This is a genomic window from Kamptonema formosum PCC 10802, from assembly GCF_000332335.1.
GTDB lineage: Bacteria > Cyanobacteriota > Cyanobacteriia > Cyanobacteriales > Oscillatoriaceae > Oscillatoria.
In genome coordinates, this window is record NZ_KB235948.1 from 4802965 (window position 1) to 4822211 (window position 19247).

Sequence of the window (19247 nt, forward strand, 5' to 3'; positions counted from 1 at the left end):
GAGTTTCCCCGCTTTCCCGCTCCATCACACTGCCGGTCCCTAATTCCCAGACGCTTGGCGGCTAGACTGGCTCTACCTGCCGGCGGAAAGCCTGCCATGCCGCCATAGCAGCCTTGTCGGAGGGGGCTCCCTTGCGCATCAAAATCACCCCATCTTGGAAGCCGACAATGCCATACTCCCCATCACCCGTCACCTGCTCGACTCGCTTCACCATGTCCCGCAATTGCTGGCGGTCAGCTTTGAAGGCGACCTGATACTGCTGCAGCTGCCAGAGGTCTGAGATCGCCCAGTCCACGGCTATCACTTCTCTAGCGTCATTGCGCAGCTGTAAAATCGGAAACCGGACGATTTCCCGCCGGCTTGACAAATGCGGCACAATGTACGTGCTGGCAGAGACGCTGGCACCTGCTGGAATTTGACCCAAAAATGACTGGATGTGAGCCACATGCTGCCACTGCCGGGCCAGCGACACGTACACCCAGGGCTGGTACGAGTCTGGAAACAGGAAATAAAACGTGCGGTTGGGGCTAGAGAGGAGGGTAAACAGCAGCGAAAGGCTCAGGCAAACCGTCCATAACCGCCGAAAAGACGGTTTTTTGAAGATTTCGGGGTGCCGGTGCCACCAGAGAATAGCCCCGTAAAACAGGCCGGGGACGACGGTCATGGCATAGCGAATGTTGATCGACAGGACGGACTCTCCCTTGCCGAGAAACAGTTTGAGCAGGGGGAATCCGGCCAAAGTCCAAGCGGCTGGGGAGACCGCCGGCACAAAGGCTAGGGGCAGCCACTGGCCTAGCAAATAGTTAATCGTGCCAAAGAAGGGCGTCAGCAGTTCTATCACCAGTCGCCAGGGGTTGCTGACGATTCCCCAGATGATTTCCAGGGTGGACGCTTCTGGGCCCTCCGCATACTGGCCAAACCGCTCGATCATGAACCGCCGGGAAATATCTTGCGAGAACAGGGGCATGATGGCGTTGGTGAGAACCAGCATGTAGCCAAAGCTCAGGGTGCAGACCGCTAAACCTGTGCGGGGATAGCGCTTGCTGGCGCTCATATAAACGCCGATGCTAAATAAGATGACACCGGCATCTTCCCGCACGGCTAAAATCAAAATAGCCATCGCCCAGAACAGCCACCACCAGCGTTTTTCCATCGCCAGCAGCAGGCTGAAGGCAAATAGGGGAATCTGGGAGATGTCGTGGAAGTTGGATAAAGTTGGGCCAAGCACCGCATTAGCAGCGTAAAAGCTGATGGCGATTTTGGCGGCAAGCGGCGGATCTAGATACTGTCTGGCTAAGGCGTAGAGCACTAGACCGGCGCTGGTGACTAATGTAACCTGCAGCACAGTCAGTGTTGCCGGTGAGGGAAACAGGGCGTACAGGGGCAGCCACAGCAACAGCGCAGGGGTGAAGTGCTGCCCGAGCCGGTGGTAGAAAACCTCTGGAACTTGGCCGGCGTGGACGACGTTGGTGGACAGGGCAGAAGACAGGGAGCTCTCGAAGAAACGACCGTGAGTGCCGTTCCAAAACACCTGGTTGAAAATGCCCTGGTCGTAGGAGGCGTAGAAGCTATAATATCGGTGCAGCGTAAAAATCAGGCCCAGGACAAAAAACGCCAGCGCCGCACCAACCACCGCGCCCCACGGATTTTTCTGCAAGCGAACAAGCATTACACCACTCACTTTGACATAATGTTAAGACTCTCATGTCCAAGTCAGTGATTCAAGAGGGAGCGTCCCGGTTGTGCGAGCGCAGCCTAAATGAATGCGACAATGATTTCAGCAGGGGGTGGGAGGAGAAGATTTTTGGCCAGCTGAATCCCGGAAACGGGATTGAAACCTTCAACACCCTTTTTCTGAAAAACCCACCCTCTGTAGCCCCCCTTTCCCCCCCATCCCCAGAGGGAGCCCCGAGCCCCCCGCTCCCTCCCCGGCAGTCCGGCACTTTCCCCGGGCCTGAAGCCCTATTTCATCCTTGCGGCAGATGGGCGAGAGGGTTATTTGTGCTGTGTTACTGGGTAAGTTATAAAATAATAAAGAAATAACAAAGGCGCAACTTGCTTATCCCCCACCGGCCTTCCCCACTAGCCGCCTAGCCGGCTAGCTGCTTCTCCCCTGTCCCCCTGGCCCAAAGGGAGCCCCCAGCCCCCCCTACCCCCCCTGCCTCTTACCCCCTACCCGCCTGTCACCGGCAATGGTTGATGAGCTCGCCTTGAAAAAACGCCTCCCCTCTCTACCTCCCTCGCTGGAAAGGGATTGCATGCTAGCAAATCCTGACAAGGTCACTAATTCTGAAGCGCCTCTGCAGCTGTTGCTGTTTGTGGACAAGCGTCCGAGTTCCCGAGAACAAATTCGGCAAATCCGCCGTTACCTGCAAGACGCCAAAACAGACTACCCCTTTGAACTTGAGATTGTCGATGTGGGGGAACAGCCGTATTTAGCCGAACATTTCAAACTGATCGCCACCCCAGCCCTGCTCAAAATCCACCCCGAACCGAGACAAACCCTGGCGGGCAGCAATTTGGTCGCGCAGCTGGAGAGTTGCTGGGGGCGCTGGCAGCGTTCGGCAGCCGATTACTTGCTGCAGTTAAATGCCAAAACTGAGGCGTCACAGCCCCCACCCCCGGAGATTTGCATCAGTTCTATCGCTTACTCGGCAGAAGTGATGCGCCTCTCGGACGAGATTTTTCGCCTCAAGCAGGAAAACGAAGAGCTCCTCGAGCAGCTGCGGTTCAAAGACCGGCTGATTGCCATGCTGGCGCACGAGCTGCGCAATCCCCTCACCGCTGCTTCCCTCGCTCTGGAAACCCTGGAGTCCAACACCGATCCCAACAGCGGACAGAGCCGGCTCACTGCCAAGCTGACGACTCAGTTAATCAAACACGCTCGCACCCAAACCCGCGTGATTGAGCGGATGATCTCCGACATCCTGCAAGCGGAGCGGGGGGCGAGCGCCCAGTTGCGCATTCAACCGCGAGCCCTCAATATAGGAGCGCTCTGTCAGGAGGTTCTCGAACAGTTCAAAGACCGGCTGAGCGCTAAATGCCAGGGGGTGAAAACCGACATCCCTGCGGATCTGCCCCGCGTCTATGCCGATTCAGAGCGGGTGCGCCAAGTGCTGGTGAATCTTTTGGACAATGCCATTAAGTACACCCCTGAGGGGGGCGCGATTCAGGTGTCGGTCCTCCACCGCACAACCCAAAAAGTTCAGGTCAGCGTTTGCGACAACGGTCCGGGCATTCCAGAGGAGAATCAAAAGCACATTTTTGAAGACCACTTCCGCCTCCAGCGGGATGAAATGAAGGAAGGCTATGGAATCGGTCTTTCCCTGTGCCAGCGCATCATCCGCGCTCACCACGGCCAGATTTGGGTGGACTCCGCGCCCTCTCAAGGCAGCTGTTTTCACTTCACGCTGCCGGTGTATCGCCATTAAAAATTAAAAATTATAACTCAAACATGGGGTGCGCAGAGTTTTAAATTTTTAATTTTTCAGTCGGGCGCGCTCCGGTGTTTTGCCTTTAATTCGCACAAAATCATGGGGCGGTCGCTCTCCGAGCGCTCCGGGCCACCCTTACGGGAAGCCTGCTAGCACTGTGGGGAGCGCCGCTCGGTCGGCTCTGCCCCCTTACAGCAACAAGCAGCATTATTAGCCCTAGCAGCCTAGCACCCGACTGCTGCGCCCGCAGTCTAGTCGGTGATTTTCAGCGTCCCCCGCCGCAGGCTGTAAAGTATCCGGGTGACGATGGCGCGCTCCTCTTCGCTGAGGGAACCCTCTAACAGCGCTGCCCTCAGCCGAAAGCAGTTAGTGTCTGTAATGTAGCCTGAGCGCATGCTCTCAGCAAATAATTCTTCGATTGTAGCTCCCCTAAATTGGTTTGTGAACGCTTCTTGGAAGAAATTACCCTGGAATTGCATTCTTGGTGCTGGAACTCAACATTACTTAGCATGGACGATTGCTCTCGAATCTGCGGCGATCGGATACGTTAACCCCTGGTGAGAGTTTGCCAAGAGGCCGGTGACGCAGCCTCTTGACAAATTGCGCTTCTTAGGGTAGGCATCAGGGCGTAACTGCCAATCTAAAATCCCAAATCGAAAATCCGGGCATCTGTCAGGCCGGTCAGGCCGGCTCTTGACAAATCGCGCTTTTTACGGTAAGCATCCGGGCGTGACCGCCAATCTAAAATCCCAAATCTAAAATCCGGGCATCTGTCAGGCCGGTGAGGCCGGCGCTTGACAGACAGTTTTTTTTGGAGTACACATCTTGAAGCGATCCCCACTCTAAAATCCAAGCATCCATGCATCCATGCATCCAAAATCTAAAATCTGCTGACCCGTACCTGCGCCACCGGCTTCCCATCTGAAATAATCCCCCGTGACCGTACCATCTAGAAAAAATGAAAAAAATTTTAGGGCTAGCTGTGCTGGGATTTTTGCTCGCTTGCGCCGGCACTTTGCGCAAAGCCTCTGAAGCTAGGGTAAATGAGCCTTGCTCGGTCGGCTGTGGGCCCGCCTTGAGCCAGACTCTCCCTGACACAAGCGTCTCCAGCGAAACTGCGTCTGCCAGAAAAAGCGCAAAAGATGGCAATTTCCCCTCCCCATCCCCCCATTCCCCCACCGGCACAAGCCAAATCAAAACTCACCGGCAGCATCTCGGTAAATTGGCTCAAGTGCCCGATGTCAGGAGCACAGAAGAAGTGGCGCGTTTCCAGCGCCTCATGCAGCGCGCACAGGCGGAGAAACTCCACGATCGCCCGATGAGCGAAATCTTGCAGGCGCTGGCTGAGCAATTGCTGGGCGCAGAGTACAAAGCGGGATTGCTCGACAAGTCAAACACCGAAACCCTGATTGTCTCCCTGACTCAATTTGACTGCGTGCTGTTTGTCGAAAGCGTGCTGGCGATGGCGCGGGGTGTGGCGGTGCGGGATTATTCCTACGACAGCTTTGTCAGTCGCATTGCTGACCAGCGCTACCGGAATGGCCAAATCAACGGATATTGCAGCCGGCTGCACTATTTTTCCGACTGGATTGTGGACAACGAGAAGCGGGGAACTGTTACCAACATTACGCGCACTCTCGGGGGCGTGCCGCTGAATAAAACGCTGAACTTTATGAGCCGGCACAAAAGCAGCTACCCACAAATGGCCAGCGACAACGCCACTTACCAGTGTATTGTTGGAGCAGAAGCCAAACTCGATGGCCTGAAATTTTATTACATTCCCCAAAGCCAGATTCGCCGCGCCTACACTCAACTGCAACCGGGCGATATTGTTGCCATCGCCACAGAAATTGAAGGCTTGGACGTCACCCACACCGGCCTGGTTTATCGCTCCCCAGACGGCAGCACCGGTCTGATCCACGCTTCCCCCAGTGGGGCGGTAAAAATTTCCCCCGATTTAGAAACCTATGTCGGGAAGGTCGAAAGTTCCACCGGCATTCTTTTGGCTCGACCGGCTGACCCCCGCGCTCTCAACCCCTGATTTGGCGGTGCGGTGAGGGCTCGGCGCTCCCCACTCCCCCGCACAGCCCGCAGGGCAAACGCCGGTCCCCCCAACAGACTGGCTTTCTGCCCTCCCCGCGCCCTCAGATTAGCCTTGATGTAAATTTTGGTAACATTTCCCACGCTCTAGGGTCTAAACCCTATATAATCAGGAGCGGGAAACTCTTTCCTGAACCGGGCCGAATTGATCGGGCTGTGCGACAGGAGAAACCCAAACGCCCAAATACTGACAGTGAATGTTGTGAAGCTGCGCTGGAGAATTGCAGTCATAATGCTGGGTGCTATCCCATTAATCACCTTGGCGATGAGGTCTGTCTGGGCTCAATCAGGAAACTGCCCTCCCATGTCAGTGATCTTTCAGCTGGAAGCAGAATGCCAGAATGGAGATAGCGATTCTTGTGGGGGACTCAGAAGAATTGAGCGCAGCGGCTGCTCTGTATTGGATGCGATGGCGGACAGAATTTTTAATGAACGGCATCCAGAATTGCGAGGCAGAAAAATCAGAGCGGATGAAACCGGGTTGGCGCAGGAATGGTTGAAAATCAGGAGGTGCGAGGCTGTAGTTGACCGCACTTTTTATCAAAGACATCCAGAGCTAAGAGGGAGGAAAATTCGGCATAATGAAACGGCTTTGGCGCGGGAGTGGCAGGAAATCAGGCATAATTATTATGGCTGTCAGTGAAGATTTTGGAGGTTATATTTTGGAGGCAAGGATTCCCCTCGTTCCGGGGCTGAAGGACTCGCCCCTAGCGTTCCGGAACGCGCCCCTGTCGGCGGAGCCGACTTTCCACCAGATGCAGCATGATTAGCCTAACAGCTGAACAGGTTCTTTAGGTGCGATCCTCCGGAACGCACCGGCTTGGGTTAAACAGTAAAATCCCTGAGAAGGGTGAGGGTATGAAACAACTAAACAGCCGAGTAAAATTTGTTACCTTATTTATTGCAACACTTTCACTTTTTTATGTAACTTTTCTGCCGGGGATAGCGCAGGCGCAACTGACAGAGCAATCGAAAGTCTACATTAACGGCATCGGACCGGTGCTCATTGGCATGACTGTTCCCGAAGCGTCAAGAGCAGCCGGTCGCCCGCTAGTTTCCACCGGCGACAGTGGGGGTGGGAGCAGCTGCTTCTACCTGAAGCCGGAAGGCAGTCCGAAGGCTGTCGGGTTAATGGTCACAGACGGTCGAATTTCCAGGATCGATATTTGGAGGGACAGCCGCATCACCACGCTCAGCGGCGCACGGATTGGGGATACGGAAGCCCGAATCAAGGCACTCTATCCGGGGAAAATTCAAGTCAGCCCTCATAAATATGTACAAGGGGGGCACTACCTGACGTTTGTACCGCAAGACCGCTCGGACAGCAACTACCGCCTCGTGTTCGAGACTGACGGCAATCGCGTCACTCAGTACAGATCCGGCAAACTCCCTGAAGTGGAATATGTGGAGGGGTGTGCGTAAGCGGAGGGGAAAATCATTTACAACGGCTACAGATGGCTGGAAGCATTTTGACAGGGTGCGTTACGCTTCGCGTAACGCACTAGTTTTATTGGACAATTTCACTGCGAGAGGATTTGCCAATCCGTGCCGGACTGGGAGAGAGCTCTGCCGGTGCTGATGGAACAGCTCCCCACCGGCTCAACAGACTGTTGAGAAGAACATCTTGCTGAGCGCGGAATCCCTCCAAGTTTTCCCCGCCATTCATAATCGCCACCCAGACAGGGCCTTGCTTCTGAGTGGGCATCGCTCCCGCGATGGAAGCGACACGATTCAAAGTGCCGGTTTTCACCACCGATAGAGTGGGAATTTTGCGCTCCTTCAATACCCCTAAATCCTTGCCGGCAATTGCGAACACATCTGCCACTGTCATATTATACGGCTGCAGGTAGAGCTCTATTGCCTGAAAGATGGCGACGGCGGCGCGGGGGGAAATCCGATTTTCTTCGCCCAAACCGGAACCATTGATCAGCTGGATTTCTGCAGGCGGTACCCCAGTTGCCTCAGCCACTTTTCGCGACACCACTTGAGCGCCGCCGGCAGCGTCTGCCAGCATTTGCGCCATCATGTTGTTGCTGTACATATTCATTTTTTTCAGCAATTCCGCAAGGGGGTACGAATAATGGCGCACGAGAGGCTGCACTGTGTTGGGTGCTGAGGGCATCACTTTCACTGCACCCTGAATTTCTACTGCCGGTCGCGGCGTCCCCGGTGGCAAACTCTTGTACTGGGTTTCCGCTTCCTCAGGCCAAAGTTCACTGTCGATCCCTTGCTTGAGCAAATTTCCTGCGGTCAGCGGATTGGACTCAAAGTTCATGTAAAACTTGCCGGCAATGACCAAATTGCCGGTCACCTGCTTAACGCCCATCTTATTTAAAAGGTTGCCAACGGCGATGGCTTCCTCCCAGACAAAGAAAGGATCTTCACCCCCCTGAATTACCAAGTCACCCCGCAGCACCCCGTTTTGAATCGGGCCGGTTGCCCCAATTTCTGTGACAAATTGGTGGTCGGGGCCGAATGTTTTCAGTGCGGCGAGAGTAGTTGCCGACTTGGTTACGGAAGCCGCAGGCAGCGGAACTGTCCCCTGGTAATCTGCGAGGAAAGTGCTGCCGCTTTGAATCCAGACGCCTTGATTTTCTTTATAAAACCCACCGGCTGCTATGCGGTTTATGAATTTCTGAACTTGGGCGTTAATTTCTGGATCTGGATTGCCAGGAGACAGGAGCAAAGGGGTTTTGAGCTTTTTGGCAGCATCAGCGCTGCTGTCTGCCGGCTGGGAAGAGTCTGGCTGAGCGGATACAGCTGTGACTTTCAGCGAGTCAGAAGGAGAGCAGCTCGCAACAAGTGCTAGCAGCGTTAGGGGGAGCGCTAAAGTGAAACGAAGGGTTTTGGGCATTGCTTTTTTGGGTATTTATTCGGTTCTGGTTGTCGCCCCAATAGCTATGGAGTGAGAAGCTGTCAGTTCCAACCTGTAAAGGTTGGGCGGTTCAGGGGGGCCAGCAGCTTGTTGCGCCGGCACCGGTCCTGGCGTGCCGGTGGCAACCTTTTGCTGAATGTGCCGAACTTGATAAAGTTTCACCGGCAATTCTGAGACTGTCTAAAACTGCTGGAGGTTCAACAAGGGCTGGCACACAAGCTACGAATCCGGTTAGTTTCGGAACATTCCAACTCTGCAAATATACTGGCCTGCTGGAATACAGTCAGCTTTCAGTTCAGGAATTTTTTATAAAAGAATAGCACAATCCGAACTCAACACTAGGGCTTGGCCGCTGCTGCCCCGAGGCCGATCCCGGACGCCTTGCAAATTTCTCTGAATTCTTAGAGTCTTTCTATTTTTATGTTATAATTATGTAATTTTATGAGCTGTCCCTGCTGCCATCCCAGAGGAATTTGCGGGGTGCGCTCTTTGAGGCACCCCGCAGGAGCTGGGGCTAAGCGGCTCCGTAATAGGACGGCTCGTGTTTCAATCCCGTTTCCAAAGATTCGCTGGCCAAAAATCATCCGCTCCTACCCCCTGCTGAAATCATTGTCGCATTCATTTGGGCCGATTTGCACAACGGGGATGCTCCCCGGCTCGTTACCGGGTTTCCATTTAATATTGCAGCCAATGCTAGGCTTCCGATCGGGGGAAACTGGCCGGTCGGCTAGCACGGCTTCGATTGCGGCGCGCAAATCTTTGCCGGTGACGGGCTGGTGATTGCTGGGGCGGCTGTCGTCGAGCGGCCCGCGACAGACCAGGTGCCGGTTGGCGTCGAAGACGAAGAAATCTAGCGTGCAAGCTGTGGTGTAAGCTTTGGCGGTTTCCTGGCTTTCGTCGTAGCACAAGGGGAATGTGTTGCCCAGCTCTTGAGCCATTTCTTTTAGCTTGTCGGGCGCGTCGTCGGGATAGGCGGCGGCGTCGAGCAGCGCTAATGGCGACAATGCCGATATCTTTGCCGGTGTACTCACTGCCAATGCGGGCGAGTTCTGCCTGTAGGTGCTAGACGTTGGGACAGTGCCGGCAGATAAACATCACCAGCAGGGCTTTCTTGCAGGCATTTGTGGCCAGAGAAACGGCCTGTCCGGACACGACCTCGGGCAGCTAGAAATCAGGCGCTGGGATTCCTAGCTCCAACATGGTTGAGGGGGTTGAAGCGTTTCAATCCCGTTTACGGGATTCAGCTGGCCAAAAATCTTCTCCTCCGACCCCCTGCTGAAATCATTATCGCATCCCAGTTGCGCAGAGCAAGCACAACTGGGATGCTCCCGTTAAAGCCACTGTATCAGCTCCTTATTGTTTGCGCAAATCGCGATGCGATTGTCCAGGGCTTCGGCGCTGCCTCTCTCAGGATAGCGGGGGAGCGGCGGCAGCGCAAGGTCGCCCGCCGGCGGGGCTGGATCTCGCCGATCCCCGTTCTGGGTGGCCGGGGCTGAAATCTACCCTGGGGGGGATTCGCGACACAGGCCAGGGCGATTAGATGGAAATTATCTGACCAATACAGAACAAGGCGATTGCCTGACCCACCTATGGTTGATGTCCCTCGCTACGATACCCCTATGCCGGTAGGATTAATGACTCCCGCAACTTTGAGTGTAGGTGCTACCACCGACACGGAACTCATTCATCTGTCTGGTTCCTGCATGTCTGTCAGCCGGGTGGCGGTGGCAATCTCTCAGGCGATTGAGCAAATCGGGGGCACCCTGGTGCGCAGCACCGCCGAAACCGACGGTTTGAACCGGCGTCTTTCCATCGAGCTGGTGCTGCCGGCACTTTCGAGACTGGAAGCCATCCGCACCGCCATCCACTCTGCCGGCGGCATTATCGAAAGGCTTCAGATCGAGTATGGCATCCGCCGGCCCGCCAGGGAACCGAATGCCGGCAGCCCGCCACACCCCCTCAACACCTGGTATGAGTTCCGCCCCAAACCCTGCACCGGCTGCCGGTACTATCATGGCCAATACTATGCCGGCAACTTGCTGGTCTGCGCCATTCATCCCTATGGCCCAGATGGAGACAGCTGCTGCGACCGGCAGGACTTTGAGTTCTAGCGGCTGGGCCGCGCAATTGTTAATAAAGATTATGATATTTACATCTATGTTAATTTTTATATAAACTTATAAAAAATCAGGGAAAACTCGGTGTCTGAGCGGTCGCGTAATGATCTACGATCCCAAAAGAAAGATAAAGAAATTCTATACAGGTGCTTGCAATGAATGCTGACCTGATGACCGCTCCCAGACCCTCCTTTACCAGAGACGAGGTTGTGCAGCGATACGCACAGGGGGCTAGAGATTTTAGCCGGGCCAGCCTGAGCAAAGCCGACCTGAGCCAAACTGACTTGAGTGGGGCATACCTGAGTGGAGCCGGTTTGAGCAAAGCCAACTTGAGCGGGGCCAACCTGAAGGGAGCCAACCTCAGCGGAGCTAGCTTGAGTGGAGCCAACCTGAGTGGAGCCAACCTCAGCGGAGCTATCCTGACTGCGGCGCACCTGAACTGGGCAGACCTGAGCGGAGCCAACCTGGCTGGGGCCATCCTGACAACCGCAGACGTGAGTGGGGCCAACCTCAGTGAAGCGCAGCTGACTGGCAGCCAGCTGAGCCAAACCTACCTGATTGGGACAAATCTCAGAGGAGCTGACCTGAGTCAAGCCAACCTGAGTGGGGCTAGCCTGAGCAAGGCAGACCTGACGGAGGCCAACCTGAAGGGGGCCAACCTGAGCGGGGCGAAGCTGAAGCTGGCGAACCTGAACCGGGCCTCTCTGACTCAGGCCAACCTGACTGGCACAGTCCTGAATTCCGCCAACCTCAGCGAGGCGCACCTGAACGGCGCAACGCTCAGGGAGGCGGATCTGTCGCAAACCAACTTGAGTCGGGCCAATCTGAGCAAGGCCGACTTGAGCAAAACAGACATGACCCGGACTTGCCTGAACCAGGCAAATTTGAGTGGGGTCAACCTGAGTGGGGCGGACTTGAGTGGTGCCAACTTGAGCGGGAAACTCCTGACGGGAGCCAACCTGAGTGGGGCGGACTTGAGTTTGGCTAACCTGAGCGGTGCGTACCTGATTCAAGCCAACTTGAGCCGAGCCAACCTGACGGGAGCCAACCTGAGTGGGTCGCAGATGATTAACACCGACTTGAGTCAAGCCGATTTGAGTGGGGCTAACCTGCACAAAGCCAACGTGGTAAACGCAGAGCGGCACGCAGTCAAGCTGAAGGGAACCACTATGCCGAATGGAAAAATTCACGACTGAGCGGATTTGGGATTTGGGATTTTGGATTTTGGATTTTAGATTTTAGATTTTAGATTTTAGATTTTAGATTTTAGCTTCCTAGCAGCCCTCAGATAGTCGATATTGCAGCAATTTTCCCTGAGCGGCCTGTCTGCCATTGGCCGACCAATTTTACACTCAGGCATTGTGAAGCCAATGGCTGTCTAATGCGCAAATGCTGGCTGCCGTAACATATGTAAATTAATAGGGGGCAGCTCACTCCACAACCCTGAGCAATCCCTTTTGCAAGCCGTCAAACACGCGGGCGATCAGCCGGCGATCTGCTGGGCTGAAGGAATCTTTACAGAGCATGGCCTTCATAAACCGCTGCTGGTCAGCGCGGGTAATTCTGTGACAGGCAAAGATACGATCGACGAGCTGTTCGATGGAACGTTGGGGTGCGGTGACTTGTGCTTGCATCGGACTTCATTAAACTTCTCTCTCTTTACTCTGCCGCATCAAACTAAAGTGTTGGGTGATTTTAATCCGTGGAAAACTGTGATATTTTTAGGGGCTTGAAGTGATGTAAATCACAAGGTAAATGTGATAAAATACAGGGTTTCGAGTGATCCCGGTCACTGCAAGGGGAGCCAATCCTGCGGTTTCCCGCCCCCAAAGCGAGCGCCGGCAATATAGCGGGTTTCTGTTGGATGAAGTACATGTCATAAACCCGGTTTCTTAAAGAAACCGGGTTTTGCCCTCGTTCCCTCGTTCCCAGCCTCAGGCTGGGAACGCCCTCTGGAGGCTCTGCCTCCTTTCAAGGGAAAAGCACGTTAAAAGCCTAACAGCTTATGAGCGCACCTATTTCGGCTGTGTGCTTGCGGCTGCTCAAGATACGGCTCATCCAACTATCAGGAACCTCAAATCCAAAACTCCAGCGGTTGAATTTTGTCGCATTGACGATACAGTGCCAAAATAATTTACTGGGGTCTTGTTCGATTTTAAAAAACCTCACTAACTTCGGCCTTTCAGGCAGAGTAACTAGCTCTTTTGTTTCCGGATTCATGTAGCGGAAAAAGGATTGGCCCTCCCCACCTAATTCCGCAGCGTCAAAATCAATCAGGTACATTCTCCAGCCCGGCTGGTTTTCATTCGTGTGCCAAACCCTGTAAGCCTTAGGGGGATACCACAAGCTTCCTGAAAACCTGATTTCAGCGTCAAAGAACTTTTCCAGACGTTTGACAAGGCTAACTTTCCTCATCAAATACTCTTCATAGAGCGGATGTTCGAGATGAAGATCCAAGTTGATTAAGTGGAAGTGGCGCTGGGTATATTCAGGTTCAGGGAGGGGGAGCTTTGGATTAAAGCAGGGCTCCATAATGTCCGAATACTGCAGCTGGAATTCTGGAGAAGCCGGGGAAAGAGAGGCAAAATTAAAATCGTCCTCTCGGAAGCTCTTTTCATACAGGTTTAGATCCACTGTACTGGGCTTAATCTTCAGTTTGTCCAGCTCTTGAGCTATTTCCTCAAAACCTGGGATTTCGGAAAATTCAAATTCATAGTGGTAGAACTGCGAACCCTTAGGAGAAAAACTCGCTCCAGAGTTTTTTGACGCAACGGGCTGACTGTTATTTGCCCCAACTTCTTTACCACTGTCTGGGACGTAAGAATTAGAGACTTCTGCTATGTCCTCCCGGGTAAAGCAGTAGCCGTACTGGGAGCCAAGCTTGATTAGCTCCTGAGTGCTGGTCATAGCCCGGATCTTCTCTTTTAACTCTTCCGTTTTGAAGATGGCTTGATAGAACTGTACAAAAGCTTCTTTTGACACAGGGGTTCTCCTACAAGTTTTCAGGATTTGTTTCGAGCGGATTTCAAGCATTTGTTGCCCCGGTGGGGCTAAAGCCAAACTACAAAGGGGAGACATTCTGAGAGCTTGTTCATCTCCTAGATGGCGCTAACTTTCCCTAACCTGAGCGCCCTGTGTTCCTTTTTCAACCGCCGTTGATTCTGTCTTGCTTTTGCCGGCCATTGCGGTCCTGAGCGCCAGAGATCGCTCCCTGTAAACCGCTGGATTATCAAAGGCTAAAGACAGATTAATCCGGCAGGATTCCTTGGCTTGATTCAAAAAGCTATAACTGTCCGTTTTGTGAAAAGTTTTGGCATCAAATAGGAGCGCTCGATTGTAGCGATAGCCGACACTCACCGTCTTGCCTCCTGTGCGTTCCTGAACATATTCCTCCGACCAAAGATAGGACAGAGACTCGTAAGATGAGCTATCTGATTCCCGTTTGACATCAAAGAAAACAAGACCGCCGCCAGAGGTGTCCAGGTTATATTCGTCGGGTGTCAGCCAGAGATTTACGGTGACAGAGCCAATATCCGAGTGGATTTTACCAGAAGCATTTTGCGGGTACAGGAGCGCCCAATGTTCCACTAGCTCGCAGTCCGAGAACATCATCGGGAAAGAAGCTTTGAGAGATTCGGCAATCGCAAAGATAGTGGGAATAGCGGGGCCCATATTGTGCGCCAGAGGGTGGCCTGTTGTGTTGTGATAGCGCCACCCTTCATGATGCAGTAACTCTTGATGCAGTTGCTCGCAAACACCAGGAGCGAGGAAGTCGTCCATGACAGCGTAATTGTAGGGCGAAGAAGCTTGATAGGCTTCTAGAACTGATTGCCAGTCCCGCTGAGCGAGCGTCTCTTGACTCACCTTTACTCTCCTTTCTTGAGGTTGAATCGTCCTTTTCAGCTAAATCGGTTTAGAGATTATTTTACCACCGGCGGCGGATCGAGCAGCAGCGGTGAGGGAACGCGCTGCGGATGAGCTAAGCGCAAAAAGTGCGCGCCAATCCCAGCCAGTCCCAGCATTAAACCGGCATACACATCGCTCCCTCCGGCACCGCAAATCCAGCGACGAGCCTTTTCAAAATTGCGCCACTGCGCCTGCGCTTGCACATTGGCTTCCATCTGCAAATAAGGCTCGTCCCTCAGCAGAGCCACCCGCAGCAATAGCTCAGCGTTCCCCGCTTTCCCGTGACACAGCGAATCATTTCCCAATTTGCTGAAATTCCGCAAAGTAGCATTGAGCGCCATGTAAGCATCCCGCAATATCGCGCCGTCAGTTTTCCCCAAAGCCGCCCAACTGGCAATCCGACTCAAACCAATCCCCGCCGCACCGCTGCACCAGGCATTCGCAAAATGCAGCTCATCCGGGTTGCCTGTCATCACTGATTTCCGCAAGTCATACCAATCCCGGTATTGCGAGTCGAATTGCCTCGCTTCATACGCAAAAGCTTGCCGTCCCGCCTCAATATATTCAGGCTGATTCGCGTAACATCCCAGCCTAATTAGCGCCCAACCAATCCCGCCGGCACCGTGAGAAAACCCTGTCAAATTCCCTCGCACTAACTCCGGTGGATTGTGAGGCCAACTCAGCGTGCCGTTCTCGCTCTTTGCGTGCTGCAGTAAGTGTTTAGCGCACTGGTGAGCCACATCAATGCCTTGACCGGCAGTCGCTCCTGCTAAACCCAACATCACCGGAATAATCCCAGCGGCACCAATCAGAATATCGAAGTGCCTGTCCTCACAGATGCGCGGTTTCAGCTCACCCGTCAAGCTCACAGCCAAATCCAGCAGAGCCGGTTTCTCCCAGAGCACAGCCAGGTGCGTCAGCAAGTAAATCAACCCCGCCACACCTTGGTACGCTCCAATCAGTGCGGTATTGCGGTGTTCTATGGCATATTCCAAAGCTCGCTCCGCCACTTGGCGAAATTCTGCCTGCGGTTCAATCGCATCCAAGTAAGCCAAAAATAGGCAGATTCCCGCTGTCCCCTCGTACAGATCGCCACTGATATCCGCGTGGCGTTTCCCCAAAACTGTATATTCATAAGTTTTCCAGGGAGCCTTGCTGCCGGCAGGTTGGAGTAACTCGCACAATTGCCAGCCAATTTGCTTGGCGTAATTCACCGCTGAAGCAATAAAATAGGGGCTGTTAATCTCCTCGGCGGACAAGCTGGCATAGATGTACTGGTTTTGCCGGATGCGGCTCTCTGCCGATAATTTCTCAATCCGCCTGACAGCATTTTCCAAGGGCGACATCGCCAGAGCGTCTGGCAGTGACAGCTGGTAATTATAAACCAACTCATTGCTGCCAGCCGCCTTAGCTGTGAAAATCGGCACATCTAATTGCCACATAGCCGCCACTTCCAGCTCGGCGAGCTGACCGTTCTTGTCCCACTCCCGCCGGTGTTCCAGCAAACTGCTGAAAATCAAATCCACTTCCAGGGGTTCGGCGAGACATTTTGGATGTCGAGCTGAAATCATTAATTTGGTATACGCTTGCGTCCCCCAGTTGATAAAGCGCACCAGTGAGGGCGCGAATAATTCTTTTAGCTCGGTTATGGCTTGAGTGGGGTTTTCTTGAAACCAGTTATAAACCCGGTTGAACCCCCCCACAATAGAGTCTTTATAATCCTGGGGAGTGACCAGCTGACCGCTGTAATAAATGCGATTTGTTGCTTCTCCCTCAACCCGAACGCCAACTTGATGCTCGACCCCCACAGCGAGTGACATGCGGTTCTGGTTAATTTGGGGCACAGCAAAGGTCAGCTCGTATGATTCGCCGCCGCTGTAGGCGCTCAGCTTCATCTCGCTGCCAGCACCGTCCCCACTGGCGCGCGGCCATTCCAGCATGACCGTTTTAAACACGGAATCAAACACTGTATCCAGCATTTTTTCCTGACCGCGCGGCACCACTTCCAAGACGGTTTCGCAGTCGCAGATGAAGGCGTTTCCCCTGGCGACCAGGATGTTTTCATAATGCAGATCGCCACCGCCAAGTGTGTGGAAGATCCCTAAATATCCGCCTAGCTGCCGGTAGAACCTCTCGACTTCCCTCTCGCTCTCCATGTGGTTTTGACCGGCAGGGATAAACTCTGCATAGCCATACCCATCTTTACACAGCACTCTATAAGTCGCAAATTCAACGACTCCCTCTTCAGTCAAAGTTTCCAGCAAGCCTTGCAGCGCCGCTTCCGATTTAATGCAGCGAGGCTTGTAGACGAGAGTTGCCGGTTCGGAATTCCCTAACGCCAGTTCGACGAGGACGACGCTTTTGCCCCCCGCATGGCTGTCAGATTTCCCCAACTTGAACGATTTGATTTCCGCAATTTGCCCGCCCCCAAAGAAAGTGGCACCTATTTCATCCCGATCCGCGGTCAGCCGGCGCACCACTTCTTCTCCAATTTCGCAGACAAAACAGGTGACTTGAGCGAGCCAGCGCCCCAGCACGGGAAACTTGCAATAAAAGCGGTGATAGTCGAGCCGGCTGCCAAAATTCTGTTCCAGGTAAGCAATATAAGCATCTGGCCCTTCAGATTTGGCGATATTGTTTTTAGCGCAGTAAACATTGATATCCGCTTCCAGCGCCCAAGCTAAAGCCATTTCAAAGCGATTGAGCAGGTGAAGCTGAATATCCGCCACCACTTGCGAATTAATTTTGTGGGTGCCGCCGGACAGATTGACAGCCTCGCACACGGCTTGCAACCTTTCGCCGGCCAGCCGCAGGAAGGGCTCGCAAACTTTTGCAAAGTTTCCGTAATAAATCTCGGGTTCGTACCAGCGACTTGCAGAAAACTTCTGTTGCGGCAAGTCTAGTGTTGCCAGCGCTGCTTGATAGACGCTCAGCCACTGGCTGTGGGGTTTGAGAAACTCTAGCTTTTCCGCATCGGACAAGTTCTCCCAATTTAATTCATATAACTTGTACTCGATTAACCGCTTTTCCAGGGTTTCCTTTACCGATATATCTACCGTTCCAGCCTCATAAGACTCTTTGAAGGGCCGCACAGCTAATTTGCCGGCCAATTTCTTCAGGTTCCAGCTATCCAAAGGGCTGAGCTGTGCGGGAAATGCCGCCGGTGCCGATCGCTTTTCTAGCTGTTTTACAATGAGAGTGCGCTCCGACAAGTTGCTAGCGCGACAGGCAATGTCTAAAAAAAGATTATTATCAAGCATTGCGAGCAAATTACAGCTGCCTAAAACTCATCCTAACTGGGCTAGCATCACACGGTTAAATCGTGTGATGCTAGCCTGGAAACATCCTCTCAGGCTATAGCCTAAAATCGGATGTTTGCGCCTAAATTACTTCGTTGTCCCGTCACAGACGATGGTAAAAGGACCGAAGCTACACGTGGCCCGGCACGCTACGGCTATATTTAATTCTCCCAAAGCATCGTCGAGCAACTCGAAGACCGACTGGTCCTGCTTTTCGACTGCTGCCGGCAGCGCGAGTTCCGCACCGGCTGGAATCCCAAAAGCTTCCGGATTGGCTAAAATCTCGTCGCGGAAATCGGCATCAATTGCCGCCTTTTGGAATAACTGTTCGAGGTAAATGACAGACGGTTTTTCGAGAGTAATAGACATCCTCTTTTCTCCAAACTTTTAGTTTTGCTTGTTGCTATTGGGAGTTTTATCAGAGCAAATTTGAAAACTCGGAATTCCCCAGAAACGACTTCTCAGCAAGCGCTGAGACAGTTTATTGCTGCCTGTCCCACCTGGTGGGGCTTTCGCTCCTAGGACTTGGGCTGGACGCTCAGCTTGATATTCAGCTTATCTTGGAGAGCTACAAACTCTTTAAGGGCTGCTGACATATTGTCTGAATCATTTTGCCAGTCCACCAGTTTCTGTTCGTCTTCTGTCAGTCCTCCCTGAGCCAAGAGAGACTCCAACCACGTTTTCAGGCCATCGGCACTTGTATCTGTAATTGGAGCAACTTGGCTTGTGGTCTGGCTTTCAGCCGCCTGTAACGACGCTTCCAGAAACTCCCGCAGCTTGCTTTGGGGCGACAGACACAAAAACATCGTCATCAGCATTTGGATTTGCCGAATCTCGTCAGTGCTTTGAACTTGGGTCATGGCAGTTGCGTTTCCCTACTCACTACGCTTACTAACTTACTGCAGCCAAATCGTAATGACATCTTTTTTGGCAATTTTGTTACAAAACTTAATATTCGCTCATTTTCCAGCGGTGCAGCGGGGCAAACCTATCTAAAGGTTATTGGCGAAAAGACTGCTCTTGGCTTAAGGTAGTAAGTTTGTTTGTGCAATTTTAAGTGGGTAAGGACAAGTGCTTATGGCGGGAAATGTCGCCGGCTCAAGCAGTACGCCTGAACCGAGCGGCTCTACTTGCGGTGGAAAATCCCTTTTTTGGGCACAGCGGCGGGCGCAGGGCGTGGGAAATCGGCTAAACTCCGCGTTCTAGGCTCTTTTTGGCAGCTGAAGGGCTCCAACCAACCCCCACCGCTAATAGCCTCGCCAAGGTCCCACACCTAAATCTTCCTTTAGGAAGATGCCAGTAATGAATAGCTGGAGTTATTGCGTTTTTCATATTAGTTAGGGAATGAGAAACCCGGTTTCATAGAGAAACCGGGTTTCAAAGGGCTGCTTCATCCCACTGAAAACCGCTATATAAGGGCGTTTTTTGTCGCGGCGACAGCAAAGCCGGTTTTCCTGTGGCTGCACGGCTTCACAATTTCTTTATAAACACGCGATTTCAGTCGCTGCCGGTGACT

Annotated in this window: 18 protein-coding genes; 7 read left to right on the plus strand and 11 right to left on the minus strand. The window is 53.2% G+C overall.

The features are described 5' to 3' along the window. Nucleotides 1-61: 61 nt before the first annotated feature. Nucleotides 62-1669 (minus strand): DUF2079 domain-containing protein, encoded by a 1608-nt coding sequence (locus OSC10802_RS0120945; protein WP_017718725.1) that lies wholly within the window; start codon nt 1667-1669, stop codon nt 62-64. Nucleotides 1670-2258: 589 nt separating this feature from the next. Here OSC10802_RS0120945 and OSC10802_RS0120955 point away from each other — a divergent pair. Further along, nucleotides 2259-3431 (plus strand): histidine kinase, encoded by a 1173-nt coding sequence (locus tag OSC10802_RS0120955; RefSeq protein ID WP_017718727.1) that lies wholly within the window; start codon nt 2259-2261, stop codon nt 3429-3431. Nucleotides 3432-3685: 254 nt separating this feature from the next. Here OSC10802_RS0120955 and OSC10802_RS41070 read toward each other — a convergent pair whose 3' ends face one another. Further along, nucleotides 3686-3913 (minus strand): hypothetical protein, encoded by a 228-nt coding sequence (locus tag OSC10802_RS41070; RefSeq protein WP_017718728.1) that lies wholly within the window; start codon nt 3911-3913, stop codon nt 3686-3688. Nucleotides 3914-4392: 479 nt separating this feature from the next. Between OSC10802_RS41070 and OSC10802_RS0120970 the strand changes: the two genes are divergently transcribed. From OSC10802_RS0120970 to OSC10802_RS0120985, 4 genes are all read left to right on the plus strand, one after another. Further along, nucleotides 4393-5475 carry an N-acetylmuramoyl-L-alanine amidase-like domain-containing protein gene (locus OSC10802_RS0120970; RefSeq protein WP_017718730.1) on the plus strand — a complete coding sequence of 361 codons (1083 nt, stop codon included), beginning with the start codon at nt 4393-4395 and terminating at the stop codon, nt 5473-5475. Nucleotides 5476-5838: 363 nt separating this feature from the next. Further along, on the plus strand, nt 5839-6177 hold the full coding sequence (locus OSC10802_RS0120975; RefSeq protein WP_026098679.1) for a hypothetical protein: 339 nt from the start codon (nt 5839-5841) through the stop codon (nt 6175-6177). Further along, complete coding sequence (locus OSC10802_RS50510) at nt 6164-6304, plus strand: hypothetical protein (RefSeq protein WP_155968152.1); 141 nt, start codon at nt 6164-6166, stop codon at nt 6302-6304. Before OSC10802_RS0120975 ends, OSC10802_RS50510 begins: the two co-directional genes overlap by 14 nt. A gap of 88 nt (nt 6305-6392) precedes the next feature. After that, nucleotides 6393-6956, plus strand: coding sequence for a hypothetical protein (locus OSC10802_RS0120985; RefSeq protein ID WP_017718733.1), 564 nt, complete (start codon nt 6393-6395; stop codon nt 6954-6956). An 85-nt stretch (nt 6957-7041) separates the two neighbouring features. On the opposite strand, the gene OSC10802_RS0120990 is transcribed toward OSC10802_RS0120985, so the two are convergent. From OSC10802_RS0120990 to OSC10802_RS41075, 3 genes are all read right to left on the minus strand, one after another. Next, on the minus strand, nt 7042-8388 hold the full coding sequence (locus OSC10802_RS0120990; RefSeq protein WP_017718734.1) for a D-alanyl-D-alanine carboxypeptidase: 1347 nt from the start codon (nt 8386-8388) through the stop codon (nt 7042-7044). 15 nt (nt 8389-8403) lie between these two features. Beyond that, nucleotides 8404-8571, minus strand: coding sequence for a hypothetical protein (locus tag OSC10802_RS50515; RefSeq protein WP_017718735.1), 168 nt, complete (start codon nt 8569-8571; stop codon nt 8404-8406). A gap of 428 nt (nt 8572-8999) precedes the next feature. Next, entirely contained in the window at nt 9000-9446 is a 447-nt protein-coding gene (locus OSC10802_RS41075; protein WP_369797093.1) for a thioredoxin domain-containing protein, read from the minus strand. A 537-nt stretch (nt 9447-9983) separates the two neighbouring features. Here OSC10802_RS41075 and OSC10802_RS0121010 point away from each other — a divergent pair. Next, entirely contained in the window at nt 9984-10520 is a 537-nt protein-coding gene (locus OSC10802_RS0121010; RefSeq protein ID WP_155968154.1) for a hypothetical protein, read from the plus strand. Between the two features lie 161 nt (nt 10521-10681). Continuing rightward, complete coding sequence (locus OSC10802_RS0121015; RefSeq protein WP_017718739.1) at nt 10682-11722, plus strand: pentapeptide repeat-containing protein; 1041 nt, start codon at nt 10682-10684, stop codon at nt 11720-11722. Between the two features lie 234 nt (nt 11723-11956). On the opposite strand, the gene OSC10802_RS0121020 is transcribed toward OSC10802_RS0121015, so the two are convergent. The 6 genes from OSC10802_RS0121020 to OSC10802_RS0121045 all read right to left on the minus strand — a co-directional run bounded on the left by OSC10802_RS0121020 (nt 11957) and on the right by OSC10802_RS0121045 (nt 18591). Next, nucleotides 11957-12160, minus strand: a complete 204-nt coding sequence (locus OSC10802_RS0121020) for a hypothetical protein (RefSeq protein WP_017718740.1) — start codon at nt 12158-12160, stop codon at nt 11957-11959. A 361-nt stretch (nt 12161-12521) separates the two neighbouring features. Next, a complete protein-coding gene (locus tag OSC10802_RS0121025; protein WP_017718741.1) occupies nt 12522-13508 on the minus strand; it encodes a Nif11-like leader peptide family natural product precursor in 987 nt (328 codons plus the stop codon). Between the two features lie 126 nt (nt 13509-13634). Further along, nucleotides 13635-14390, minus strand: coding sequence for a hypothetical protein (locus tag OSC10802_RS0121030; RefSeq protein ID WP_017718742.1), 756 nt, complete (start codon nt 14388-14390; stop codon nt 13635-13637). 56 nt (nt 14391-14446) lie between these two features. After that, on the minus strand, nt 14447-17692 hold the full coding sequence (locus OSC10802_RS0121035) for a type 2 lanthipeptide synthetase LanM family protein (RefSeq protein ID WP_017718743.1): 3246 nt from the start codon (nt 17690-17692) through the stop codon (nt 14447-14449). 126 nt (nt 17693-17818) lie between these two features. Beyond that, nucleotides 17819-18100: a cinnamycin family lantibiotic gene (locus OSC10802_RS0121040; protein ID WP_017718744.1), complete on the minus strand. Its 282-nt coding sequence runs from the start codon at nt 18098-18100 to the stop codon at nt 17819-17821. A gap of 149 nt (nt 18101-18249) precedes the next feature. After that, nucleotides 18250-18591, minus strand: a complete 342-nt coding sequence (locus tag OSC10802_RS0121045; RefSeq protein ID WP_017718745.1) for a DurN family substrate-assisted peptide maturase — start codon at nt 18589-18591, stop codon at nt 18250-18252. Nucleotides 18592-19247 lie beyond the last annotated feature (656 nt).

Bases quoted from the DNA above. Each gene is read 5' to 3' on its own strand.
- OSC10802_RS0121015 (WP_017718739.1), top strand. From the start codon at position 10,682: ATGAATGCTGACCTGATGACCGCTCCCAGACCCTCCTTTACCAGAGAC.
- OSC10802_RS50510 (WP_155968152.1), top strand. From the start codon at position 6,164: ATGGCTGTCAGTGAAGATTTTGGAGGTTATATTTTGGAGGCAAGGATT.
- OSC10802_RS0121035 (WP_017718743.1), bottom strand. From the start codon at position 17,692: ATGCTTGATAATAATCTTTTTTTAGACATTGCCTGTCGCGCTAGCAAC.
- OSC10802_RS0121040 (WP_017718744.1), bottom strand. From the start codon at position 18,100: ATGTCTATTACTCTCGAAAAACCGTCTGTCATTTACCTCGAACAGTTA.
- OSC10802_RS0120975 (WP_026098679.1), top strand. From the start codon at position 5,839: ATGTCAGTGATCTTTCAGCTGGAAGCAGAATGCCAGAATGGAGATAGC.
- OSC10802_RS0120955 (WP_017718727.1), top strand. From the start codon at position 2,259: ATGCTAGCAAATCCTGACAAGGTCACTAATTCTGAAGCGCCTCTGCAG.
- OSC10802_RS0120945 (WP_017718725.1), bottom strand. From the start codon at position 1,669: ATGCTTGTTCGCTTGCAGAAAAATCCGTGGGGCGCGGTGGTTGGTGCG.
- OSC10802_RS0120970 (WP_017718730.1), top strand. From the start codon at position 4,393: ATGAAAAAAATTTTAGGGCTAGCTGTGCTGGGATTTTTGCTCGCTTGC.
- OSC10802_RS0120985 (WP_017718733.1), top strand. From the start codon at position 6,393: ATGAAACAACTAAACAGCCGAGTAAAATTTGTTACCTTATTTATTGCA.
- OSC10802_RS41070 (WP_017718728.1), bottom strand. From the start codon at position 3,913: ATGCAATTCCAGGGTAATTTCTTCCAAGAAGCGTTCACAAACCAATTT.
- OSC10802_RS0121020 (WP_017718740.1), bottom strand. From the start codon at position 12,160: ATGCAAGCACAAGTCACCGCACCCCAACGTTCCATCGAACAGCTCGTC.
- OSC10802_RS0120990 (WP_017718734.1), bottom strand. From the start codon at position 8,388: ATGCCCAAAACCCTTCGTTTCACTTTAGCGCTCCCCCTAACGCTGCTA.
- OSC10802_RS0121045 (WP_017718745.1), bottom strand. From the start codon at position 18,591: ATGACCCAAGTTCAAAGCACTGACGAGATTCGGCAAATCCAAATGCTG.